Raw genomic sequence first — 23,771 nt, 5'->3', positions numbered from 1 at the left:
AGTTATAAGAGTAAGGATATCATAAATAAGAATTTTATTCATTATTTTATTATACTTTTTATGATTTCTTCAACAAGAAAATTTTCACCAAAAATTTCATTAATATTAGCATTTTCAATGATATTAGTAATAGTTGCTAAATTATATTTTTGTTTTTCTAGTTTTTTTTCTAAACTAGTAGTACCTGTTGAGCCTAGGAAATCACCATATATTTTAATATTTTCAATAATTCCTGCCTTAACATTCATTCAAACGTGAATAGTTCCTTTACTAGGAAAAAGTGTTTTATGCTTTAAATCAAAATCTGGAGATTTACCATAAACTGAATAAATATTAATTTATCTATGGTTTTATTAAAATACTTACATATTACTTTAAATAAAAAAAACATAAGAAAGATTTATGCTTTCTATTTCTATTTTAAACGAATAGTTTACATTAAAACTGAATAATTGTTATAATATTTATTATGCAATTTTATAATACTTGCAAATATTAAATAATATAATTATTTTTTTATGAAAAAGATTGAAAGAAAAAGAGGAATAATGACTGAAATAATTAACAAAGATCTTACTTTAACTAATGAAAAAAAAGAAAAAAACAATTTTACAAAAATTGAAAAACTTATGCTATTGCATTAGGACTTATTACCATTGGCACCGCTACTGGTTTAGGAATTTATTATAAAATTAATAATACTTCCAATAAATGTCTTACTAATCAAGACATTAGTGATGCCATTAATAAAATAAATTATACATTGGAAACTAATAAAAAAAGTCAACCAGAAACTATAACTAACAAAATTACTGCTGATTTCATTCAAGCACAACTAACTGGCGAAATTAAAGAACTATTTAACAAATCATCATTTAAATTCAATCAAATTACTATTGCTGATCACAAATTAAATGCTGATGATTTAAAAAAAGCAACCACACTCAAAGCTAAAATCAATTATAACTATGATACAATCACCAATGCCGAAACTAATTTACAAATTACCGTTAATGAAACAATAACAGCAAAAGACATTAGTGATGCCATTAATAAAATAAATTATACATTGGAAACTAATAAAAAAAGCCAACCAGAAACTATAACTAACAAAATTACTGCTGATTTCATTCAAGCACAACTAACTGGCGAAATTAAAGAACTATTTAACAAATCATCATTTAAATTCAATCAAATTACTATTGCTGATCACAAATTAAATGCTGATGATTTAAAAAAAGCAACCACACTCAAAGCTAAAATCAATTATAACTATGATACAATCACCAATGCCGAAACTAATTTACAAATTACCGTTAATGAAACAATAACAGCAAAAGACATTAGTGATGCCATTAATAAAAATAATTATTCAATCACAACAATAATTGATAGCCAACCAGAAACTATAACTAACAAAATTACTGCTAATTTCATTCAAGCACAACTAACTAGCGAAATTAAAGAACTATTTAAAAAATCATCATTTAAATTCAATCAAATTACTATTGCTGATCACAAATTAAATGCTGATGATTTAAAAAAAGCAACCACACTCAAAGCTAAAATCAATTATAACTATGATACAATCACCAATGCCGAAACTAATTTACAAATTACCGTTAATGATAAATTAAAATTAGTAGATGTAATTACAAATACTGAAGTTGAAGGAAGAAATGCCAATAATAACATAGTTATTATTCCTGAAGTACTTAGTTTAAATAATAATTCTGGTGTAGTAAAAGAAGATCTTGAAATAAAAGAGTTTAATAGTGCCTCAATAAATAATCCTGGTCATGCAATTTTAACCGCTAAACCAGAAAGCAACTTCACAGGTGATGTTAAAATCACAATTACAAAATTAATAAATCCAAAAGAGGAAGATTTAATTAATGCTTTTAAAAAAACATTTAATCATTTACCAGAATGATCCCGCAAAATAAGTGATGATGATACTGCTGAACAATGATTAAAACAAATCAAACCAATTGCTGAATCAATTGCGTATGGCGTTCTACGAGATTGAGGATGAAAAGATTGATATGATCCTAATAAATTAAAACTTCATGAAGCTACAGTTGATGGTAGAAACCTAACTGATGATGATCTTGAACGAAAAGATAAAAATGATAAATATATCAATATAGACATTAGATTTGATTATGGCGATGTCAAAAATGATATTATTACTGCTACTCTTATTAAACGATTTCCTCCTGCTGAACCTTATTAAAAATACTTTTTAAATAAAATTAATTATATTATAGAGTGCTAAAATACAACATTGAATTTATTAAAGAATAATTTGAATCATACATGATTTAGAATTATTCTTTTTTTATTCTTATTTTCTTTTAAAGACTTTAACATTTTTATTGATTAATAAAAATATAAAAAAACATTATTGTTAAATAATATTTTTTTGTTTACAAAGCAAAAATCATATTTTTAATAATACTTCCATTTAGTAAATTATCTTTTTTAGAATTTCAACATTTTTTTGTTCACTTTCAAAATTAAAATCCCTATTTTTATAAAAGTAAATAGGGATTTTAATATATGCTTAAACACATACGCTTACTTAACTTTTATTATTTTATTATACTTTTTATGATTTCTTCAACAAGAAAATTTTCACCAAAAATTTCATTAATATTAGCATTTTCAATGATATTAGTAATAGTTGCTAAATTATATTTTTGTTTTTCTAGTTTTTCTTCTAAACTAGTAGTACCTGCTGAGCCTAGGAAATCACCATATATTTTAATATTTTCAATAATTCCTGCCTTAACATTCATTCAAACGTGAATAGTTCCTTTACTAGGAAAAAGTGTTTTATGCTTTAAATCAAAATCTGGAGATTTACCATAAACTCAATCTCAAGTTCGATATTTAGTATTTGCTAATAATTCAATATCAGCAATCATTTTTTCAGAAAATTCCATAATCTTTGTATTTTTTGTACTTTTTAATTGTTCAATAATTAAATTTTGAAATTCTTCAATTGTTATTGGTGGATTTAATAATGGTAAAATATTTGTTACTCGTGCTTGTACTGATTTAATACCTTTTGATTTTAATTTATCCAAATCAGGTTTTAATACTTTTGGTAACATTTGCATATCAACATTAAAAAGAATAGTACCATGATGTAAAATTCGATTTTTATATGTATATTGGGCATTACCCGATATTTTTTTATCATCAACTAAAATATCATTTTTACCACTAAATTGAGCATTTAAACCTAGACTTTGTAAAACATTAACTATTGGTTTTGTAAAAAGAGCATAATTACGAGCATTATCTTTATTTTTATCAAAAATAAAAGTAAAATTTAAATTTCCTAAATCTTGATAAACAGCTCCACCACCAGATAATCTTCGTACAACATTAACTTTTTTTGTTCTTACATATTCATTATTAATTTCTTCAATTGTATTTTGGTTTCTACCAACAACAATAGTATTATTATTTTGTCATAATAATAAGATTTCATCAGTTATATAAGGATTAGTAATCAAATATTCTTCGGCTGCTAAATTAAAATATGGGTCTTTGCTATTATTAATATAATAAATCATTATTAATTTAATCTCCTTTATCTTCAGTTTTAAAATTTGTTCATTTATTAACAAATTTTAAAGTAGTTTTGCAATATGTATCATAATCGGTAGTGACGGCTCTTATATGTTTAGCAAATGGCATAATTAATAATTCACTTATTGTTTCTTCTTCATAATTTATTTTCTCTTCATACATTTTTTGTGCCATTGTTGCTGGTACAGTTTCATCATCATTACCATGAATAAATAATACAGGAATTGAAGAACAATATTTTAATTTATTAATAGGATTAATACTATTAATATTAAATTTATCTTTTAACCTAAAGAAAAATTTAACACCATAATAAAATCAAAATCAATGAAGGTTAAAGTATTGTTTACCCATAATTTTAATAATATGACTAAAACTATCAAATCCACAATCAGAAATTGCACATTTAACACCAAATTTACCAGTATCAAATCGAGATATTGTTTCCAAAACAGTACTAGCACCCATACTATTACCAATTAAAGTAATATTGGGGGGTTGTTTAAAATCTGTTTCTGTTAAATAATTATTAAGACTTAAAATAACAGCATATAAATCATCTGCTTCTTTATTGCCAAAAGTAATTGCATCATGAATATTATTACTACCATGACCTCTTGTATCATAAGTAACAATACTATATCCCTGCTCATAAAAATGTTTAACTAAATATAAAATGCTATAGTAATTTTGTTGTCAACCATGAGTTGCAATTATTCATTTATGATTTTTATTAGATTGATGATTATTAATGAAAAAAGCTGATAACAAGCGATTATCATAAGTAGTTATCGTCATATCTTGTGCTTCCATCATATCCCAATTACTATCATCAATCATTAGTTGTAGAGAATTTTGTAATTCCATATCTCGATTATAAAAACTCAAAGTATTAAGATCAATTTTATCAAAATTTGGATTAGTACTTCGTCCAATTCGTTGAAAATTTTCCATAACATTTCGCATCATTAAACCAATAAAAAAATTAGTAATTAAAAAAAATAATCCATAATGGAAAAGTAAATATCAAAATAATTTTTAATCATCAAGCAATTTTATATTTACTTTCTTTAACTGGTGAAGTCATTCTTGCTCTAAGTTTTAAATATTTTTCATTACTAACCATTATATTTTATTCCTCTCAAAATTAATTTGACAAGACAATCTATTTTTTCTTACCTTTTAAATATGGATCTGGATATGTAACATCTTCTTTTGTTAAAATTCCTGTTGCTAAAAGTGCTGTCGCAGTAACAAAGTTATAAGGCTTATTAAAGTGTGGTAAAAAATACATATCAATTAATGGAATTTCATCAATAGTAACCTTTTTCAATATTGCTAATGAAAACATTGCAATTGTTTCTGTATGATCATGAGTTGAACCAATTTCAGCTCCAACAATACGACGAGAACTCTTTTCTCATATAATTTTAATTTTTACTTCATGATTTTCACTCATAAAAGGTGGAAACACTGTATCTTGATAAAAATATGCTTCTACATTATTAGAACCTAAAATTGCTTTTACAGAAACTTCTGATAAACCAGTAGCACATAACTTTCAACCAAAAACAGTAATTGCATTTGTTCCTTGAACACCAGGAAAGGCGATTCTTGTTTTAGGATCTGTTTTTGCAACATTTAATCCAGCAATTAAACCACTACGTACAGCATTAGTTGCTAAGGCAATATTAACATTTTTATTTCAAGCATTTGAACGAATATTAATACAATCACCAATTGCATAAACATTAGGATCTGAAGTTTGAAAATATTCATTAACTTCAATTGCACCACGAGGATCTAAGTTAAGTTGAACTTTACCATTCTCATCTTTCAAGATAGCAGTATTTGGTAAGAAACCAACAGCCATAATTACTAAATCAGCTTTATATGTTCCTTTATTAGTTTTTACTTCACTCACTTTATCATCTTTAATAATAAATTCTTGTAAAGTTTCTCCTAATTGTAATTTTACTCCTACTTTTTTCATATCTGCTTCAACATCATTTGTAAATTCTTCATCATAATAACGAGGCATAATACGATTTTCAAAATCAATTAAAGTAACTTCTTTTTTATCTTTATAAAAAGCTTCTACTAATTCAATACCAATATAACCTGCACCAATTACTACTACTTTTTTTACTTCCGGTTTACTCAAATCAGAAATAATTTCTTGAGCATGTTGGTATAGTTTTGATAAATGAATGCCATTTGTTAATTTAACACCATTTAAAGTATCTTTAACAATCGCACCATCTTTATGAGCAATTAAACCAGGAATTTCTTTACCACCTGGATTTAAGATTGGTCATGAACCAATTCCTAATACTAACTTATCATAACTTTCAATAAATACTTCATTAGTATCTAAATTTTTAATAGTAACAGTTTTTGCTTTACTATCATATTTAATCATTTCATGTTTTTCTTTAATTTTAACACCTAATGCTCTTAACTTTTCAATTGTGGCATAAAATAATCCTTTTGGATCAGTAAATTCTTTACCAACTCAAAGCGCAATTCCACATCCTAAAAATGAAATATTATCATTACGATCATATGCTACTACTTCACTATTTGAATTAGACCTCATAATTGCCTTTAATGCTGTTGTTCCGGCATGATTAACACCTATAACAACTATCTTTTGTTTTCTTTCCATGCTAAAATCCTCTCTTACTTATTACTTTTTTTCAATTTCTTTTATTGTGTAATCACAAATACAAATATATACATTATTTTATCACTTTTTATTTAATAGTTACAACTCTTTCTTTGTTCAGTAAATGAATATAACAATAATTTTAAGAAGCTGAAATTGCCATTACTGATGAACTACTTCCATCATGATCATGATGATATTTATTAATTTCTAATAAGCCACGACAAGTATCTCAATTATTATTTAAGAACGGCTTATTAGTTTGTTTATTTTTTTTGTCATAATTATTTATTTTATTTATCATGCTTTTATCAAAATTTTCAATTTCATCTTTTTCAAAAATTTTAAAAATTTTCTTTTCTTTAATGTCTTTATATGTCATACTTTTTTCTCCTTGAATCTTTAAAGTATTTATTTTTAATTAAAATTTGATAATTATTAAGTATTTTCACTTAATTTAAACATTATATATCAAAACAAAAAACCTTAATATATTTTTTTTATTTTTTAAATATTTTTTAATAAATTATATGTATCTTGACAAATCATTAATTCTTCATTTGTTCTAATTTTAAAAATAGGAACTTCTGATTGTTTATCACTAATTTCTAAGTAATCATTATACTTATCATTATTTTTATTAGTTACTAATTTTAAAGTAAACACTTTAATTTCCTCAATAACTAATTGACGAATAATTACAGAATTTTCACCAATACCTGCTGTAAATACTAATGCATCAATATTACTATCTAAATCATTACCATATTGAACAATATAATTAGCAATTCTTTGAACAAACATTTTTATTGCTAATTGTGATTGTAAATGATATTTATGGTTTTTATCATTACTACTTGCAAGAACATCACGTAAATCAGAAGAATGTCCACTAATTCCTAATAAACCTGAACTTTTATTTAAATCATTAGTAATAGTTTCAATAGTTGCTTCTGCTTTAACATTACACATATAACCATGAATAGAAGGGTCAATGATACCACTTCTAGAACCCATAATTAAACCATCTAATGGTGTTAATCCCATGCTAGTATTAAAACTTTTACCATTTTTAATAGCACAAATACTAGCACCATTACCTAAATGACAAATAATAGCATTAATCTTATCTTTTGGTTTATTTAAAATATTAGTTAATTTATCTAAAATATAACGATAACTAGTACCATGAAAACCATATCTTCTTACCTCATATGTTTTATATCAATCATATGGAACTGAGTAAAGATATTTTTCTTCAGGAATAGTACTATGAAATGAAGTATCAAATACTGCCACATGTTTAGCATGTGGAACTAATTTTTGAAAAGATGATAATCCTTTTAAAGCTGGTGGATTATGTAATGGTGCTAATGGAATACATGCTTTGATACCAGCAATGACTTTCTCATCAATAACAATTGAGTTATTAAATTTTTGACCACCGTGAACCATACGATGACCAATTCGTTTAATATCATCAAAATTATTAATGACCTTATACTCAATTAATGCATCAATAACTGTTTGTGCTCCTATAACATGATCGGGAATATCTTTCGTTACTTCATGTTTAATAAAGTTATCACCATTAGCAATTTCAATAATAAAATTACTATTTTTAATAGCTATCCTTTCAACTAAACCTTTACAAAAAATAGTAAAATGAGGTTGTTTATCATTATTAATAGCATTAAAAAGTTGAAATTTAATAGAACTACTTCCAGCATTAATAACTAAAATTTTATTTTGTTCTGACATATTTGTTTTATCTCCTTATTAATTCTTAATTAATGTTTGAATAGCAGTGATCAATGCTGTGTAATAAATGTCATCAATAGTAGCACCACGAGAAAGATCATTAACTGGCTGATTTAAACCCAAAACAATAGGACCAATAGCTTTATAATCACCTAATCTTTGGGCAATTTTATAACCAATATTAGCAGCATCTAAAGTTGGGAAAATAAATGCATTACAATGATTTTTAATTGTTAATTCTGGGAATTTTTTATTTCGCACTTCTTGATCTCAAGCAGCATCAAATTGAATTGGTCCTGCTACTTGCACATTCTTTAATTTTAAATGCTGAACAAAGTTAGTAGCATTACGTACTTTATCAACACTTTCACCACTACCACTAGTATTAGTAGAATAAGATAACATTGCTAATTTAATTGGATTAAATTCTAAAAGTTCGCCAAAGTGAATTGTAGATTTTGCAATATCTGCTAATTGTTCAGCTGTTGGATTTAAATTAATTGAACCATCACTAAATAAAAATATTTCTTCATTTTTATTCATAATAAATGTACTTGAAACAGTTTTAGTACCTGCTTTTGGTCCAATAATTTGTAAAGCCGGACATAAAATATCAGCAGTAGTAAAAGTAATACCACCAACAAAACCATTAACTTCTTTATTATTTAATAACATCATTCCATAGTAATTACGACTTAATACCAATTTATTAGCTGCTTCTAAAGTTAAACCCTTTGCTTTTCTTAATTCATATAATTGATTAGTAAAATTTGTTACTTGATTTTCTTCAATAGATAATGTTTTAATATTAGAATTTTTAATATTACTAGGAATTTCTTTATCATTATTAAATAATAAAACTGGTGTAATAAAATTTTTAACAGGTGAATTATCATTAATAATTTTTAAAGCTACTGCCTGTACTTTTTCATTATCACCTTCTGGAAATAAAATTCTGATTGATGTTTTGCTTTTTTGTAAAATAGATAAAATAAAATCTAATAGTTTCATATTATCTTCTCTCCTTTAATTTGTTAATTTTGATTGCTAATAATAGTTGCAATTGCTTTATTTTGTACTGCTTTAATGATATTATTTTCAACCTTAATATCAAATACCATAATTTTCAAGTTAGCTTCCATGCACATTGTTGAAGCAGTTAAATCCATTACTTTTAATTGTTTATTAGTAATATCTTGATATGATAAATGTGAATAACGAATAGCATTTTTGTTAATATTTGGATCTTTATCATAAACACCATCAACGCCATTTTTTGCCATTAATAATATATCCGCATTAATTTCAGTAGCACGAAGTGCTGCTGCAGTATCCGTTGTAAAGTATGGTGAACCAATACCACCAGCAAAAATACAAACATAGCCTTTTTCAAAACTACTAATAGCTTTTTTGTAATAAAAAGGTTCAGCAACTTGATTAATCTCTAATGATGTTTGCACAATAACTTTTACGTTAAGCGCTTTTAACTTTGATTCAATTACCAAAGCATTCATAATAGTTGCTAACATTCCCATATAATCAGCATTAATTCTTTTTAAACCAATCTTTTCTCCTTGTTTAGCACCACGTCAAATATTACCACCACCAATTACTAAACCAACTTCTACTTTTGCCTTAACTAGGGTTTGAATTTGTTGACAAACATTATCAATACTTTCATTATTATATAATTCATTACTACCATCACCTAAAGCTTCACCACTAATTTTTAATAATATTCGTTTATATTTAAATTGTTCCATTTTTGATCATCCTCCTTAAATTTAATATTATAAGAAGCCACAGATTGCTTTGTGGCTTCTTATTTATTTACTATTATCACTAGATAATGAATCATTATTTGCGCTTTCAGCGACAGTTTCTAATTCAACGTTAGCAATAACTTTTTGTGCTAAATGATCTTTAACAAAAAGTTGTGCTTGTGGAGTAATAATTATTAAACGTTTTTTAATTTTTTTAATACCCTGTTCATAAACAATTTTTAAAACATTTTTCTTTTGTTCCAATGCAACAATTTTACTAGTATTAACGCTTTGTCCAAAGAAATAAATATTATGTTCATCAACTGCGATACCAAAATCAAAACTAAAAATATATGCTAATCCTAACATGATAACTAAAAATATATACTCTACTATTAATAAACTTAAAAAAGCAGGATCAGATTTAATATATTCTGGTTCAAATGTTCAAACTTGCATTCCAATTGGAACAATCGAGATAACTAAACCAATTACCCCAACTATTAATGTTGCTACTAATAATTTTAAATTCAAAAATTTAATAGTTGTTTTTGGTTTATTAAAACTATATCATCCTCAAACAAGAATAACTAATAATAATATAAACATTACTAATGCAATATAATATATAATTTGAAAATTCACTTTATTTACCTCCTAAATGTTTATTTGGCAGAACTATCAATTTTTTCACCTAATTGATAACGTATCATAGCTATAATTGTAGCATGATTTTTAGTTAAATATTCTTTAACCTTAATTGTATTATCTTTAATATAAAGTTGATCAACAATAGTTAATTCAGATAATACTTTTTCAAAACGACCTCTTATAATATTTTCAAGAATATTATCAGGACGTTTTTTTGCTTTCAATTTTTCTTCTTCTTTTGTTTTTTCACTAATAATTGATAATTCTTTATCACGAACTGTTGCGGGTATGTGAGCAATATCAATGTATTTAGCATCTGCTGATACTAATTGCATAGCAACATTATTTGGAATATCACTTTCCTTATCAACACCTTTGATAATAACTAAACCACTATATTTACCACCACCATGGATATATGAACCAAAAACTTCATCACTATTTTTACTTAAATATTGAAAACGATTTAAAACAATATTTTCACCTAATTTAGCGATAGCAAATCTTATCTCATCATTTAAACTTTCACTACTTCCATCAGCTTTTAACATTAAAGCTTCTTCAATAGTTTTAGGTTGATGTTTTAAAATTGTTTCTAAAATCTTAGTAAATAAATCATTAAAATCTTCTAAATCAGCAACTTGTTCAGTTTGACAATTTAATTCAGCAATAATTGCATTATTACCACTAATAACAACTTTAGTAACCCCTTCAGTGGCTTTATTAATACTTTTTTTCTCTGCTTTTGCTAAACCTTTAATTTTTAATAGGGAAAGTGCTGCTTCAAAAATATTATTTTTTTCTATCAAAGCTTCTTTACAATCAGTAATTGGTAAATCGGTTGTATCTCTTAATTTTTTCAATAATTTAACATCTACTTTAACTTCTGACATATAAACTATTCTCCTTTATTCTTTATTTTTTTCAATTCCATTTTCAGTTTTATTTTCATCAAGACTAGTAGTTTCTTCTACTACTATTTCTTTTTTATCAATAACTGGTTTTACACTTTGTCCTTCATTAATAGCTTCAGCAATTTTCTTTGTAATTAAAGTAATTGATTTTGTAGCATCATCATTACCAGGAATAATATAATCAATATTATCTGGATTTGAATTACTATCACAAATCGCAATAATTTTGATACCAAGTTTAACTGCTTCTTCGACAGCAATTTTATTAGTAATAGTATCAGTAACAAAAATAGCTTCTGGTAATTTATACATATTTCTAATACCACCAAGGTTACGTTCTAAACGTGCTTTTTCTTTAATTACTAACATTTGCTCTTTTTTTGTTAAAAGTTTAATTTCTCCACTTTTTTCTTTATTTTCAATATCAATTAACTTTTTAATACTTGATTTAATAGTTTTAAAATTAGTTAAATTACCACCTAATCAACGTTCTGTTACATAAGGTGAATTACAACTAATTGCAAGTTCTTGCACAGCTTCTTTGGCTTGTTTTTTTGTACCTACAAATAAAACTTTACCACCATTTTCACTAGTTTCTTTAACAAAGTGACAAGCTTCATCTAATTTACGCATTGATTTTTGTAAATCAATAATATGAATACCATTTCTTTGACCAAAAATATATTTACGCATCTTTGGATCTCATCTTTTAGTTTGGTGACCAAACTGAACTCCCGCTTCAAGGAGTTGTTCACGTGTTACAACTGACATATTGTCTCCTTCTAATTTGTTTTTCTTCCATTTATTTCTAACATTGGCCACTTTTTAATTAAAAAGCACTAGGCAATGAATTCACAAATGTGTTGCTTATTTTCATTAAATTAAGCCTGTATATTGTAGCATATTTTTTATATTTTAAACAAATTATTTTTAAACATAAAAATAGAATTGTATTTTAATAAATTATATTATAAAAATATTTTTTACTTTTCTTAAAAAATAATACCAATAAAAACACACAATATATTATAAAAGTAAAAAGTAAATTACACATATAAAATATTTATTTATGATATAAAATAACAAAAACTTAATATTAAGTTTTTTAAACTAATTACTTTAATTTTAAAAGTAAATAATTTTTTTATATTTAAAAAGGAAGATGGAAGAAAAATGTTTAAATCTAAAACACAAGAAAGACAACAACTTAAATATCATTTGCAAAATCAACAAAATAGATTAAAAGAAACTGTACTAGAAGAACAAACAATATGTGGAGTTACAGAATCATTTGTGAAACTTACTGAACAACAATTAAAAAGCACAACTATGCTAATAGAAATGAAGTAACTAATTTAAAAATAGATCAAAGATTAAGAAATAGATTTGCCATAGAAACAAAGACTAAAGGAACAACAAATTGTGGCATTTGTTCTGGTGATGTTTTATATGATAAAGAAATAAAAGCAAGTAAAATAAAATAGCACAAAACATAAAAACTGTTTATTATGCTCCACCTTCTACCCATTCAATGTGAATCCCTAAAAAACAAGGTAAACAATGAAATGAAGAAATGAAAAATAAAAGTAATCAAAATGCTGGAAGTTCTCATTGAGATAGAAAACAAAATAGTAATCCTTTTAGTTCTCCATTTAAATAAAATTAAATATAACTATATAAAAAGAAGAGTGAAATTTCACTCTTCTTTGTTATATTTATTAATTTTAATAATTAAGATATAAATAAAGTCTCTTCAGTAGCAAATTGAATATCACCAATTGATATTTTTACTTTTATGGTATTTCCTTTAACAAAATTTCCTGTACCTTCTGCAGCTTCACTAACTTTAATTTTTAAAGCACCTTGTTTAATAAGGTCAGCAATACTTTTTACTGTTTTACCTTCAAGTTCAGTAGTTTTAAAATATTGTGTTAAATCTGTACCAACTGGAAATTTTGCTTTTGGTTCCCCAACTGCAAATCCAGGAATAGATTCAAAATTAGCATTTGATATTGTAGTTGGTAAAATTGATGTAACTAATCCTTGAACTGATTGACCCAAAATATCTAATGAGAAATTATCACCTAATGACTTATTATTTTTTTGAAAATTAAAAATTAGTGTTCCACCAGTAACTACATAATCAGCATTATCTGCCTTCTTAGAAATTGCAGGTGAATATGATTAAACATTGATACTAATTTCATTTGTTTTTTTAACCTCAAATATTCTGTTTTCACCTTCACCAGTTTTTGCTTCAATTTTTAAAACATTAACTAAAAAATTCGCAGCATCATTTGACTTAGCTTTTTGCTCACCAGTATCACCTTTTAATAAAGCTGTCGCAGTAATTGCTAATTGTTCAGATTTTCATGATGCTAATTTACTAGTTGCATTAATATCAATACTCAATTTAACTAGTGAATTAGCATTTGTATCTAAAAAACCAAAATCTTTTTTAACTTGAACATCCATTTCTTTAGTTGGTGTAGGATTTGGATTTGCTCCTCCTCCACAAGCCACAACTGAACTTGCTGCAACAGTACTTAAACTAACTGCTCCTAATAATTTTAACAACGTTTTTATATTTCTCATAATCGTTCGTACTCAAAAATTTTTTTCCAAAAATAAAAATTATTTTCTGTTATTATTATACATTCTTTTTTCAGTATACATAATGTTTATAGTAAAAGTCATTTTTTAGTGTTATTTATTCTTTTAAGAAAAAAATATGTAATTTTATATTAATTAATAAATATTTTTTATTTTTATATAACGATTTACAATAAAAACTATCTGGTAACTTAATACTTCCTGAAACACTATTTCATAAATTTTTAATAACAGGAATTGATATTCCTGCTAACATGGCACCCATCAAAAATTGAGGAAAATTACCACTAACTGCCTGACACTCTTGATCAGTCATTGGTTCTAAATCTTCTAAAATCATATTTATCAACCTCCTAAAACTTATTTTTATTTAAAAAATAGTTTTTTCCTTTTTAAATTTTATAAGTTTAAAAAAATTAAAAAAAAGAATATTTTATTTGATACTCAAATAAAATATTCCTTTAACTAAAAATTTTAATTGTTAATAATTACAATAAATTCAATTTAAACTATTTTTATAATTTCTAAAATATTAATTAAAATTTTTGCTTATATATAAGTACCCTTCAGTTCCTGCTGCATATAAATTATCACCTTGATCAGTTGTTAAAGCAAGAATATGTTCTCAACCATTTTCTATTCCTATCATTTTATAAAATATAGATGAGTCTTTTACTTTTTTATAAACTTCATTTGAATCAACACCAATAAATAAACTACCTTCTTTATCTATTACTAAACGTTTAATTTCATGGCCTGTTTCTAACATTTTAGCATACATACTACCATTATCAGAGCCAGCAAAAATATTATTTGTACTATCTATTACTAAACTTTTCATTGATCCAGCATCATCTCGTTGTTTAATTAATTTAAATTCACTTATACCATCATAACTTTTATAAATTTTACCACGATTATCAGCACCCGCATAAACAGAACCATCTTCACCTACTGCTAAACTATTAATATAATCATGTGTTCCTAACATATGATTAACATTACCATTTTTATCAATGCTATATACACCATCATCGTTACCAGCATAAACAATGCCGGTTTTTTTATTAACTGTTAAAGCTCATATTCAATTTGTTGAATCTGGCAATGAAATTTTTACAAATCTATTTTTACCATCACTTTTGTAAACAACACCACTATCAGTTCCAACATAAACATTATCTTCTGCATCAACTATTATATTTCTAGCAGTTTTACCTGAATCCAATCCATCCATTAAAGTTTCTATTCCTGTAACAGTAAGCTTATAAACTTTATCTTCTTGCGTTCTAAAAATATTATTTCGTGAATCAATTGCTAAAGCATAAATTTTCTCATTTGTTAGTTTTTTATTAATAAAGTTAGTAACGGTGTAATATAAATTAACTTCTCCTATATAATTACCTTTGCCTTTAATTGTAACGTTATTTTTATCTTCTTTTACAATATCAAAATCATTAATAGTTAATAAACTAGCTTCTGGATTTGCTTCTTTAATGTTTATTAATAAGGCCGCTTTTGTTGGAATTTCATTTTTTCCACTATTAACTTGTCCTAAATTAGGTTCAACGATGATATTTTGCAAATTAATTTCGCTTATATTAGTAATTAATTTTTCTTGACCAAAATTATCATAATATATAATCCCCGCTCCAATTGTTGAAGTTGAAATACTTAATGGTGTAATTACAGATAATATTTTTTTAAAATTCATAATTATATATCTCCTTTAATCTTCATTTATAATTTTATAATATTGTTAAAATTTTAATAATTTGTTTCTTAATTTAAATTAATAATATCATTTTTATGATATACAAAATTATATATCATAGTATATATTTGTCAATTACAGTATAGATAATTTAATAAATATTAATTATTTTGTTTAGTAAAATTATTTAATATAACTTTAAAAATATCTAATCAAAGTCTAAATTCAACTAGATATAAAAAAAATAATTTTATATTCATCTAAATAACTAACTAATTTGTTTTGAAACTTTTGTCCTTACATATAAATCATTATTAATATTAAACAGATTTAAAACTTCACCATTACTTATATCCCAGTTAGGTATTAATTCAAAATTATTATCATTTTTACTTTTAAATATTTTACCTTGACCAACACCAGTTTTTGTTCCTACATAAATAATTCCCTTAATATTTAATAAACTATGAATCTCACCAATATCACCAGCATCTTTGCCTCATTCTGTAATCTCATGAACAATACCATCATTAGTAATTTTAAATAATTTACCTTGACCAATACCAGTTTTTGTTCCTATATAAACTATATCATTAACAGTTAATAAACTATGAACTTCACCATTATTTTCTTTTCAACCAGGTACCTCAATAAATGTTGTTCCACTTGTTGATTTATATAATTTACCTTTGTTTTCAACAGTTTTTGTTGGTACAAAAACTGTTTGATTACTAGATACTGCTAAACTTGTAATTAAAGTTTCAATGTTACTAAATCAAGAACATGTTGCTCAATTATCAGTAGTATAGTATAAATAACTCGTAGTCTTACTTGTATTAGCTGCAGCATAAATTATATTACCATTGCTAATGTTTATAAAATTTGTAATAAATCCATAATTCCTTTTTCACCCACGACCAGGAACTTTATTAAATTCTATTACATTATCTTTGATGGCATTACTCTTATATAAAAAGCCGGTTCCCATATATTCTAATATTCCTAAATAAAATGTTCCATTTAAACTTAATAAACTATAAAAATTACCGCGTTCATCAATACCAGAGACGTTAATTTTGGTAAATTGTTCACCATTTTCTAATTTATACAATCCATTTGTAGTCGTTGTTGCTCATACCACACCTTTATCATCTACTGTTAAACTAGAAATACTACTAATAAAATTATTTTTACCAGATATATTTTTAAAACCTTTTATATTATTATATTTTTTTCTTCGTTTTCTACTTCTTCTGTTTCAACAGTTGCTGCAATACTACCAGCAGTGGCTCCACCAACTAAAGTAGTACCACCAACAATAGCAGTAATAATTTTTCCTTTTTTAACCTCTTTTGCCATATATTAAAACATCTCCTTAATACTCTTAAGTTTTTCAAGTTCTTAGGGACGTTGCCCCTAGTTGCTTCGCAACCTACCCCAATGGGCTTTAAAGCCCATGGTTCCACCAACCAAGGTTCTGGTTGGAACCAACCTTTAATATTGCTTTATTAACCTTTTTATTTTTTTTTTATTTTTAATAAATATAAAAAAATTCCCACGCAAATAGGAAAAAGAATAAATTACCCTACATACTTAACCTGAATTTTAATTTAACCGAACCGAGGTATGCCTCTCTTTCTTTTAAAAAAAATCATAATAAATATATATAAATACATTACGTAAAAATATTAAATTGTCTTTAATAAAACTATTATGTTTAATACAATTTGAATAATTAAAAATTAATCAAATCCAAAAAAAAGTAAATATCTAATTATTCTTTGCGTGAAATTGTATAAACAATTGTAATAGTTAAATATTTACTCTCAATAACCCTTTACTACTATTAACTCGTTACATTAATGCAATTATTAAGCAAATAAATATCTACATACATAATAACACAAAAAACAAAAAAACAAATAAAAACGTAATTATACTTCCACGCAAATAAAAGTATAATTACAAATAACATTATATATATATATATATATATATACAAGTATTGTAATTAAAATTTAATTTAACTTTTTATTACCAAAAATTATTTTTTCAACTTTATCACCAAAAATTTTATCTAACCAAGTTGAAACATCTTTATCTTTATGAATTAAATAACCAATTTCACTAGTCCGTAAATAGTGTTTATGCGATAAAGCACTTAAATATATATATCGTTCATAATCTTCATAATCCTTAAAGTAATCATTTACAACAGTACTTTCAATAATACCACCAGTTAAAATAGTATTACCATCACTATCTTTTGGAGTTTTAAAATAAAATACATTTGTTGCATTAAAACTTGCTTTAATTATATCTTGAATTGTTATTTTTTTAATACCACGAATTATAATAGGATTTTTACAATTACGACTAAAAGCATATGCTTTAATGCCTACATCCACTTGATTTAAAGACTTAATATCATCAAATGCTTTTGTAACATATTTACCTAAATATTTAATAACAAATTCATTTGTACCTTTTTTAACTACTTTTAAATCACTAAAACCATGAGTTCATCATTCTAATAACATACTTTTATGTACTTTTCTATTAAAAACTATATGAAAATGAACTGCTCCACGAGATTGATATTCATAAACATAAAAATACTTTAATTCACCTAAATATTTTAAACGTTTAGGGTCATTTCATCATTTTTTTAATTTAATAAAAAATAAGCCAATATCTTTCTTAGCTTTTTTAATATCTTGCATATTATCTTTATAGGTTAAAGTAACAAAACTCATTATTTTACTATCATAAAAATTATGCAATGCTTTTTGAATTAAGTTATTTTTTGCACGAACAGTACTATTTCTCAATTTTTGCTTATTACCAACATAACATTTACCTTTTTTATTTCCAATATTACTCAAAAATGAAATAGGTAACACTATATTTTTTACATAACAAGCATAAAAAACCTTTTTAATATAAAAATCTTGTTGCATAATAAAAAACAATCCTTTGCGTGAAACCAAAATAATCTTAAAAGACTATAAAAGTTGTAATCGTTAATTATTGATTAATACAACAATATAATAACACATAATTATATAAAATATAACTATAAACAAAATAAAAGAAAAACGTTACTTAATAATCTAGATTAATTTTACATGATTTACATATTATCATTTTGATAATTATTTTTTTATATTTTAAGTGTTTTAATATAATTAAATAGTTACAAATTCATTTATTTTAAAAATAGATAGCATGAAGTTAGTTCATGCTATCTAAAAATAAAACTAACTAATATAAATATTAAAATATTTTATATTATACTTTTTAAGTAAAATCTCTACGATTGAATAAGTATCAACTACCTGCTAATAATCCTAAACCCAATATAACATATATTGATATTAAAACCGGAAAATTAATAATTTTATGATTTCCTGAATTACTATCAACTTGACCATTAACTTCATTAAAGGAAATAAGATATGGATCATCAATTGATTGAAATATAGATGGATTAACATATAATGATGTTTGTTCATTAATAATACCATTAAATAAATAAGATCATTGATAAAAAATATTAAAATAACGACTAATTCTCTTTTGACTTATTTTACTATTAAAATCATTAATTTCTTGTTTAGTAAATTTTTTATTTAATGAGGTAAAAACATTTTCAACTGTATAATTAACACCGTTATCCCCTGGTTTAATTAGTGAATTTGGATTAATATGATTTTTACCAACACCAACTCCGGTCATTATTTCTTGATAACTCTGTTCTTTTCATTGACGAAAAACATTAGAAATATTAATGATATGTTTAATTAAACTAATATCATCATTAGTATAAGGTTTTTTAATTAAACCATTAACTATCTCATTCATAACTAACTGTTCTCTTTCTGGACTATAGTTATTAGGATAATCAATATCACTAATACTATTTTGATAAACTTTCTTCATTATCTTTTCTATTTCATTTATATAAGAATTATTTGTTTGTTCACTTTTAAATCAATTTAAATCATTAGAACTAACTTTATTTTCTATTTGATGATAAACAGCAACTGCTTGTGAAAGAGCAAAATAATCTTTTGAAATTCTAATCATACCATCAATTCCTGAAGCAAAAATACTACTTAAAGCAGCAAACATTATTGTAATAGCAATTGTTGCTTTTGCATTTAAAACTAAAGAAATTAATAATGCTGTTGAAGTAAAAATTAAATCAAAAATTAAAGCAATACCAAATAAAATAAATAAATATGGCAATAATGTCACAAACAATGTTGTATCACCAATACCAGGCAACATTAATATAATACTTGCAAGAAATATTGATAAAAATATATATGAAATTACAATTGTTTGAAAGGATAATCATTTTTCAAATCAAATTCGATTACGACTAATTGGTTTCGATACTAATATTAATAATGTTCCATCTTCAATTTCATCACGAAAGATTTGAACAGATTTAATACCAATAAAAATAAGTAACATCAAACCTATAAAACCAGAAAAAGCTATTCCTTTTCAAGATGATAAATAAAATAATTTTACTAACTCACTAGTTCAACTAGTATTTGAATCATTATTAATAATACCTGAAGCATTAAGACCTCAATTAAGTCCTAAAATGATTACTGTTAAAATAAAAACTATTCATGTTGATGGAGAAACTAAAATTTTTTTAAAAGTATAACGAAATATTGGCATTTTTTATTCTCCTTTCTTCTTTTGATTTGCTTCCATAACAATACGTTCATACATTGTTTGCAAATCAACAATATATGGCTTTAATAAATTGATATTAACATTGTTATCTAAAGCAATTTTTAAAATTTTATTAATGTCTTCTTGACAATTAATAGTTATTAATAAAGTTTTACCTGTTTTTTCTACAGAAAATTGATCTTCTTCTAAAGCAATTTGTAATTTATCATTGCAACTAATTTCATATTTAGTTTCACTATGATTAATTTGACCACGATAAACTACTTTACTATAATTCAATATTGTTATTTCATCAGCTAAATTTTGTAATTCTGACAAGATATGTGATGAAATAAATATGGTTTTACCTTGTTTACGTAATTTTCTTAAATCATTAAATAATTCGGTTCTAGCTGTTGGATCTAAATTAGCAGCTGGTTCATCTAAAATTAAAACATCTGGATTATTTAATAATGATTGTGCTAATAACACCTTTTTTTTCATGCCTGAAGAATATTCATTAGGACTACGTTTTTTAAATTTTCATAAATCCAAGTTTTTTAAAACTTCTTCAGTTTTAACTTTTGCTTCTTTATGAGTTAAACCACTAATTTCATCCATTGAAACTAAATATTCATAAGTACTAACTCTTCGTGGAAATTTTGCTGCTTCAGGAATGTAACCAATATGTTTCTTGGCAGCAACACTTCAAGCATTTTTTCCATAAATAAGTAAATCACCTTTAGTTACTAACATTGCACTCACTAAACACTTGATAGTAGTTGTTTTACCCGAACCATTTGGTCCAATAAAACCATGAATAGTTCCTTTTGGAACACTAATTGTGGCATTATCTACTGCAACAAATTTTTTAAAGCTTTTTGTTAAATTTCCAATTCCAATAGCATATTCAGAATACTCATGATTATTATTAACAACATAATCAGTATTAAAAATATGAAAAACTTTTTCTTTAACGACATTTTTAAAATTTTTTAACATATTTAAAAAATCCTTTCTTTTTTGAATTTAAAATTCTTTTTTATTATTTTTTTGACTTTGATCTAATTTTTTTTATGACTTTATATATAATAAATATTAATAAACTTAAAGCACCAACTACCAAAATAAATACTATTAACATACTTAACATTGGAGTACCACCAGTAGTAGTAGCATCATCTTTTGTATACTTAGCAACAATTTCTAAAAAATTTCATACAAACATATTTATTTTCTCCTTTGCTTTTTAATAAAATATTTAATTATTTTTTTATTTAATGCACTTTTAAAATATAATTATTGATAATTATTTGTAAGGATATAATGGCATTTTGTGATTTTTAAAATTAAGACTATTCTAAAAATATTTATTTTTTAACAAATAATATTTTTAGTATTTTAAAATGGTATTTTACGTTTTTGTAAAAATACAAATCAATTGTTTACTTACTAAATATTTTAATAAGAACGTACTTATTTTCATCACTATTTTTTTTTTACTAATTGTAAAATGAAATTAATTTTTATTATATGTATTATGTTTTAAATTTATTGAATTAAACTCATTTTTCAATCATTAACAAATATATAGTCTTTTAAAATTTTATCTTTTAAAAAAACCTTTTTATTTTTACTAATAAAACTTATGTTTCTTTTAATAACTTTAGTATTGATTATAGAAATATCAGAAACTAATAATTTTGAATTACTACTATTAGTAGTAGTATTTAACAACAAAGTATAGTTTTCTTCATTTTCGGCAAGTAATAAAAATATACTTCATAATTGTTTTAAAAAAACTAAAATATTAATTTTATTTTCATTATTAATGAAGATAGCTTTAATACCTTGATAATTAAAAATAAATAAAGTTAACTTAATTATTTGCGTAATACTAAAAGTAAAAAAACATTTAAAAAGATTTAAAAATAAACGAAAAACTAAAATATATATAAAAATAAAAGGAATAACAGAAAAAATATTAATAGCATTTAATAAATTCAATGTTTGATTAGGAATAGCAACTAAATTGAAAAATAAATTTACAAAAAGAAGCAAAAAACTAATAAATTGTAAAGTATATTTTCTTTCCATATTATTATTAATTCCTAAAAAGAAACTAAAAATAAAAAAATAAAAAGTTAAAAGTGTAAAAATAGAAATAAAATAATTTAACATCATAAAATTTGAAAACAATAAACTTGAGTAACTTGTAAACTATTATTAAAAACAATATTGTATGGTAAAATTTGCGTTAATAAAAACATTAATAACAATAAATAAAAAATCTTTTGATAACTAATATTACCAAAAACATGTTTTCTTTGAAAATTTAATATTTTATAATTAATAACTAATTTATTTTTAATAATTTTAAAAAATAAATATGCAAACAAAAAAATTCATAATAAAAACATTAAAAAAGAAAAATTTGAAAAAAATTGAAAAAAATATTCATATTACTTTACTACTTTCTTTAAGATTTATTAAGAACTTACTTAATAAGTTAGATTATACCAAAATATAATTTTTCTTAAATAAAAAATGAAATAAAGAATAAAATAATTAACTCTAATTAATATAAATTTTAATTTTAAATAAAATACCCTTTCTTCAAACAAATCATAAATGTTTATTCAAAACAATTTATTTGTCTAAAGAAAGGGATAAAAAACTAATTTAAATATATTTTCAAAAATAAATTTAATTTTATAAGTCAATTTTAATATCTTGACGATCGCTATCTGATGCAAGAAAGTAATCTTTTGAAACTAAATTTAATGTTGATGCTACAACATTACTTGGAAAGGTTTTAATTTTACTATTGAACACTTTAACATTAGCATTATAAAATCTTCTAGCAGCAGCAATATTATCTTCACAATCTTTGGCACCTGATTGTAATTGTAAAACAGTAGTATTTGCTTTTAAATCAGGATAATTTTCTAATAAAGCATTAAATTTTCCAAAAGCTGCATTAAGTGCACTATCTGCTTTTGAAAGATCACTCATTGTTTCCATTTTTCCACTTCGTAAAGATACAACATCTGTTAATGTACTTTTTTCAAATTTCATATAATCTTTAGTAGCATCTACTAATTTTGTTAATAAATCAAAACGACGCTTTAATTGTACATCAATATCAGAAGCAGTTTCTTCAATTGATTGTTGTAATCTTAGAAAATTATTACGAGAAACAATAAATAAAATTATTGGAAATATTAAAACAAAAGATAAATAAACCATAATTTTTCCAAATAGTGACGGTTGGGCAGTAAATGATTCATTGCTAGGTTTAATTGTTGACATAATTTTCTCCTTTCTTATCAATATCTAATAACAAACTATGTTTAATAACTAGTCCATTCTTGATAAGTTAAATATTA

Annotated in this window: 28 protein-coding genes; 3 read left to right on the top strand and 25 right to left on the bottom strand. The window is 24.0% G+C overall.

The features are described 5' to 3' along the window. Window positions 1–41 precede the first annotated feature (41 nt). A complete protein-coding gene (locus AACK81_RS03210) occupies window positions 42–332 on the bottom strand; it encodes a lipoate protein ligase C-terminal domain-containing protein (RefSeq protein ID WP_338963030.1) in 291 nt (96 codons plus the stop codon). A 431-nt stretch (window positions 333–763) separates the two neighbouring features. Between AACK81_RS03210 and AACK81_RS03205 the strand changes: the two genes are divergently transcribed. Then, window positions 764–2,236 carry a hypothetical protein gene (locus AACK81_RS03205; protein WP_338962591.1) on the top strand — a complete coding sequence of 491 codons (1,473 nt, stop codon included), beginning with the start codon at window positions 764–766 and terminating at the stop codon, window positions 2,234–2,236. 358 nt (window positions 2,237–2,594) lie between these two features. Here the strand turns inward: AACK81_RS03205 and AACK81_RS03200 are convergent, their stop codons facing one another. From AACK81_RS03200 to rpsB, 11 genes are all read right to left on the bottom strand, one after another. After that, window positions 2,595–3,587, bottom strand: a complete 993-nt coding sequence (locus AACK81_RS03200; RefSeq protein WP_338962589.1) for a lipoate--protein ligase — start codon at window positions 3,585–3,587, stop codon at window positions 2,595–2,597. A 7-nt stretch (window positions 3,588–3,594) separates the two neighbouring features. Then, the gene (locus AACK81_RS03195) at window positions 3,595–4,572 is read right to left on the bottom strand and encodes an alpha/beta hydrolase (protein ID WP_338962586.1); all 978 of its coding nucleotides are present in this window, start codon (window positions 4,570–4,572) and stop codon (window positions 3,595–3,597) included. A 16-nt stretch (window positions 4,573–4,588) separates the two neighbouring features. Continuing rightward, window positions 4,589–4,729 carry a hypothetical protein gene (locus AACK81_RS03190; RefSeq protein WP_338962584.1) on the bottom strand — a complete coding sequence of 47 codons (141 nt, stop codon included), beginning with the start codon at window positions 4,727–4,729 and terminating at the stop codon, window positions 4,589–4,591. Between the two features lie 39 nt (window positions 4,730–4,768). Continuing rightward, entirely contained in the window at window positions 4,769–6,271 is a 1,503-nt protein-coding gene (locus AACK81_RS03185) for an FAD-dependent oxidoreductase (protein WP_338962582.1), read from the bottom strand. A 142-nt stretch (window positions 6,272–6,413) separates the two neighbouring features. Further along, window positions 6,414–6,653: a hypothetical protein gene (locus tag AACK81_RS03180; RefSeq protein ID WP_338962580.1), complete on the bottom strand. Its 240-nt coding sequence runs from the start codon at window positions 6,651–6,653 to the stop codon at window positions 6,414–6,416. A gap of 125 nt (window positions 6,654–6,778) precedes the next feature. Continuing rightward, window positions 6,779–8,032, bottom strand: a complete 1,254-nt coding sequence (locus AACK81_RS03175; RefSeq protein WP_338962578.1) for an acetate kinase — start codon at window positions 8,030–8,032, stop codon at window positions 6,779–6,781. A gap of 18 nt (window positions 8,033–8,050) precedes the next feature. Beyond that, window positions 8,051–9,043: a phosphate acetyltransferase gene (gene pta, locus AACK81_RS03170; RefSeq protein WP_338962576.1), complete on the bottom strand. Its 993-nt coding sequence runs from the start codon at window positions 9,041–9,043 to the stop codon at window positions 8,051–8,053. A 23-nt stretch (window positions 9,044–9,066) separates the two neighbouring features. Then, window positions 9,067–9,795 carry a UMP kinase gene (gene pyrH, locus AACK81_RS03165; RefSeq protein WP_338962574.1) on the bottom strand — a complete coding sequence of 243 codons (729 nt, stop codon included), beginning with the start codon at window positions 9,793–9,795 and terminating at the stop codon, window positions 9,067–9,069. Between the two features lie 63 nt (window positions 9,796–9,858). Beyond that, window positions 9,859–10,440: a hypothetical protein gene (locus AACK81_RS03160; RefSeq protein ID WP_338962572.1), complete on the bottom strand. Its 582-nt coding sequence runs from the start codon at window positions 10,438–10,440 to the stop codon at window positions 9,859–9,861. Window positions 10,441–10,460: 20 nt separating this feature from the next. Next, window positions 10,461–11,339, bottom strand: a complete 879-nt coding sequence (gene tsf / locus AACK81_RS03155; protein ID WP_338962570.1) for a translation elongation factor Ts — start codon at window positions 11,337–11,339, stop codon at window positions 10,461–10,463. 15 nt (window positions 11,340–11,354) lie between these two features. Further along, the gene (gene rpsB / locus AACK81_RS03150; RefSeq protein WP_338962568.1) at window positions 11,355–12,131 is read right to left on the bottom strand and encodes a 30S ribosomal protein S2; all 777 of its coding nucleotides are present in this window, start codon (window positions 12,129–12,131) and stop codon (window positions 11,355–11,357) included. Between the two features lie 402 nt (window positions 12,132–12,533). Between rpsB and AACK81_RS03145 the strand changes: the two genes are divergently transcribed. Both AACK81_RS03145 and AACK81_RS03140 read left to right on the top strand, forming a co-directional pair. After that, on the top strand, window positions 12,534–12,710 hold the full coding sequence (locus tag AACK81_RS03145; protein ID WP_338962566.1) for a hypothetical protein: 177 nt from the start codon (window positions 12,534–12,536) through the stop codon (window positions 12,708–12,710). Window positions 12,711–12,891: 181 nt separating this feature from the next. Further along, the gene (locus AACK81_RS03140; RefSeq protein ID WP_338962563.1) at window positions 12,892–13,020 is read left to right on the top strand and encodes a hypothetical protein; all 129 of its coding nucleotides are present in this window, start codon (window positions 12,892–12,894) and stop codon (window positions 13,018–13,020) included. Between the two features lie 71 nt (window positions 13,021–13,091). Here AACK81_RS03140 and AACK81_RS03135 read toward each other — a convergent pair whose 3' ends face one another. From AACK81_RS03135 to AACK81_RS03075, 13 genes are all read right to left on the bottom strand, one after another. Next, window positions 13,092–13,421 carry a hypothetical protein gene (locus AACK81_RS03135; protein WP_338962560.1) on the bottom strand — a complete coding sequence of 110 codons (330 nt, stop codon included), beginning with the start codon at window positions 13,419–13,421 and terminating at the stop codon, window positions 13,092–13,094. Between the two features lie 123 nt (window positions 13,422–13,544). Further along, the gene (locus AACK81_RS03130) at window positions 13,545–13,955 is read right to left on the bottom strand and encodes a hypothetical protein (RefSeq protein ID WP_338962558.1); all 411 of its coding nucleotides are present in this window, start codon (window positions 13,953–13,955) and stop codon (window positions 13,545–13,547) included. A gap of 115 nt (window positions 13,956–14,070) precedes the next feature. Beyond that, window positions 14,071–14,313: a hypothetical protein gene (locus AACK81_RS03125; RefSeq protein WP_338962556.1), complete on the bottom strand. Its 243-nt coding sequence runs from the start codon at window positions 14,311–14,313 to the stop codon at window positions 14,071–14,073. 192 nt (window positions 14,314–14,505) lie between these two features. Next, window positions 14,506–15,687: a hypothetical protein gene (locus tag AACK81_RS03120; RefSeq protein WP_338962555.1), complete on the bottom strand. Its 1,182-nt coding sequence runs from the start codon at window positions 15,685–15,687 to the stop codon at window positions 14,506–14,508. A gap of 268 nt (window positions 15,688–15,955) precedes the next feature. Next, on the bottom strand, window positions 15,956–16,798 hold the full coding sequence (locus AACK81_RS03115; RefSeq protein WP_338962553.1) for a hypothetical protein: 843 nt from the start codon (window positions 16,796–16,798) through the stop codon (window positions 15,956–15,958). A gap of 104 nt (window positions 16,799–16,902) precedes the next feature. Further along, entirely contained in the window at window positions 16,903–17,046 is a 144-nt protein-coding gene (locus tag AACK81_RS03110; RefSeq protein WP_338962551.1) for a hypothetical protein, read from the bottom strand. A gap of 659 nt (window positions 17,047–17,705) precedes the next feature. Continuing rightward, a complete protein-coding gene (locus AACK81_RS03105) occupies window positions 17,706–18,647 on the bottom strand; it encodes a rolling circle replication-associated protein (protein WP_338962549.1) in 942 nt (313 codons plus the stop codon). Between the two features lie 340 nt (window positions 18,648–18,987). Continuing rightward, the gene (locus AACK81_RS03100) at window positions 18,988–20,385 is read right to left on the bottom strand and encodes an ABC transporter permease subunit (protein ID WP_338962546.1); all 1,398 of its coding nucleotides are present in this window, start codon (window positions 20,383–20,385) and stop codon (window positions 18,988–18,990) included. A gap of 3 nt (window positions 20,386–20,388) precedes the next feature. Then, window positions 20,389–21,384, bottom strand: a complete 996-nt coding sequence (locus AACK81_RS03095) for an ABC transporter ATP-binding protein (RefSeq protein WP_338962544.1) — start codon at window positions 21,382–21,384, stop codon at window positions 20,389–20,391. Window positions 21,385–21,427: 43 nt separating this feature from the next. Next, on the bottom strand, window positions 21,428–21,610 hold the full coding sequence (locus AACK81_RS03090; RefSeq protein WP_338962543.1) for a hypothetical protein: 183 nt from the start codon (window positions 21,608–21,610) through the stop codon (window positions 21,428–21,430). 323 nt (window positions 21,611–21,933) lie between these two features. Further along, the gene (locus AACK81_RS03085) at window positions 21,934–22,479 is read right to left on the bottom strand and encodes a hypothetical protein (protein WP_338962541.1); all 546 of its coding nucleotides are present in this window, start codon (window positions 22,477–22,479) and stop codon (window positions 21,934–21,936) included. 77 nt (window positions 22,480–22,556) lie between these two features. Continuing rightward, entirely contained in the window at window positions 22,557–22,802 is a 246-nt protein-coding gene (locus AACK81_RS03080) for a hypothetical protein (RefSeq protein ID WP_338962539.1), read from the bottom strand. Window positions 22,803–23,094: 292 nt separating this feature from the next. Further along, entirely contained in the window at window positions 23,095–23,694 is a 600-nt protein-coding gene (locus AACK81_RS03075; RefSeq protein WP_338962536.1) for a LemA family protein, read from the bottom strand. Between the last annotated feature and the right edge of the window lie 77 nt (window positions 23,695–23,771).

It is taken from the genome of Spiroplasma endosymbiont of Lasioglossum villosulum (genome assembly GCF_964020195.1).
GTDB classification, from domain to species: Bacteria; Bacillota_I; Bacilli_A; order Mycoplasmatales; family VBWQ01; genus Spiroplasma_E; species Spiroplasma_E ixodetis_A.
Note: the sequence above shows the minus strand (reverse complement) of the source record. Positions and strands in the feature narration are given on the sequence as shown.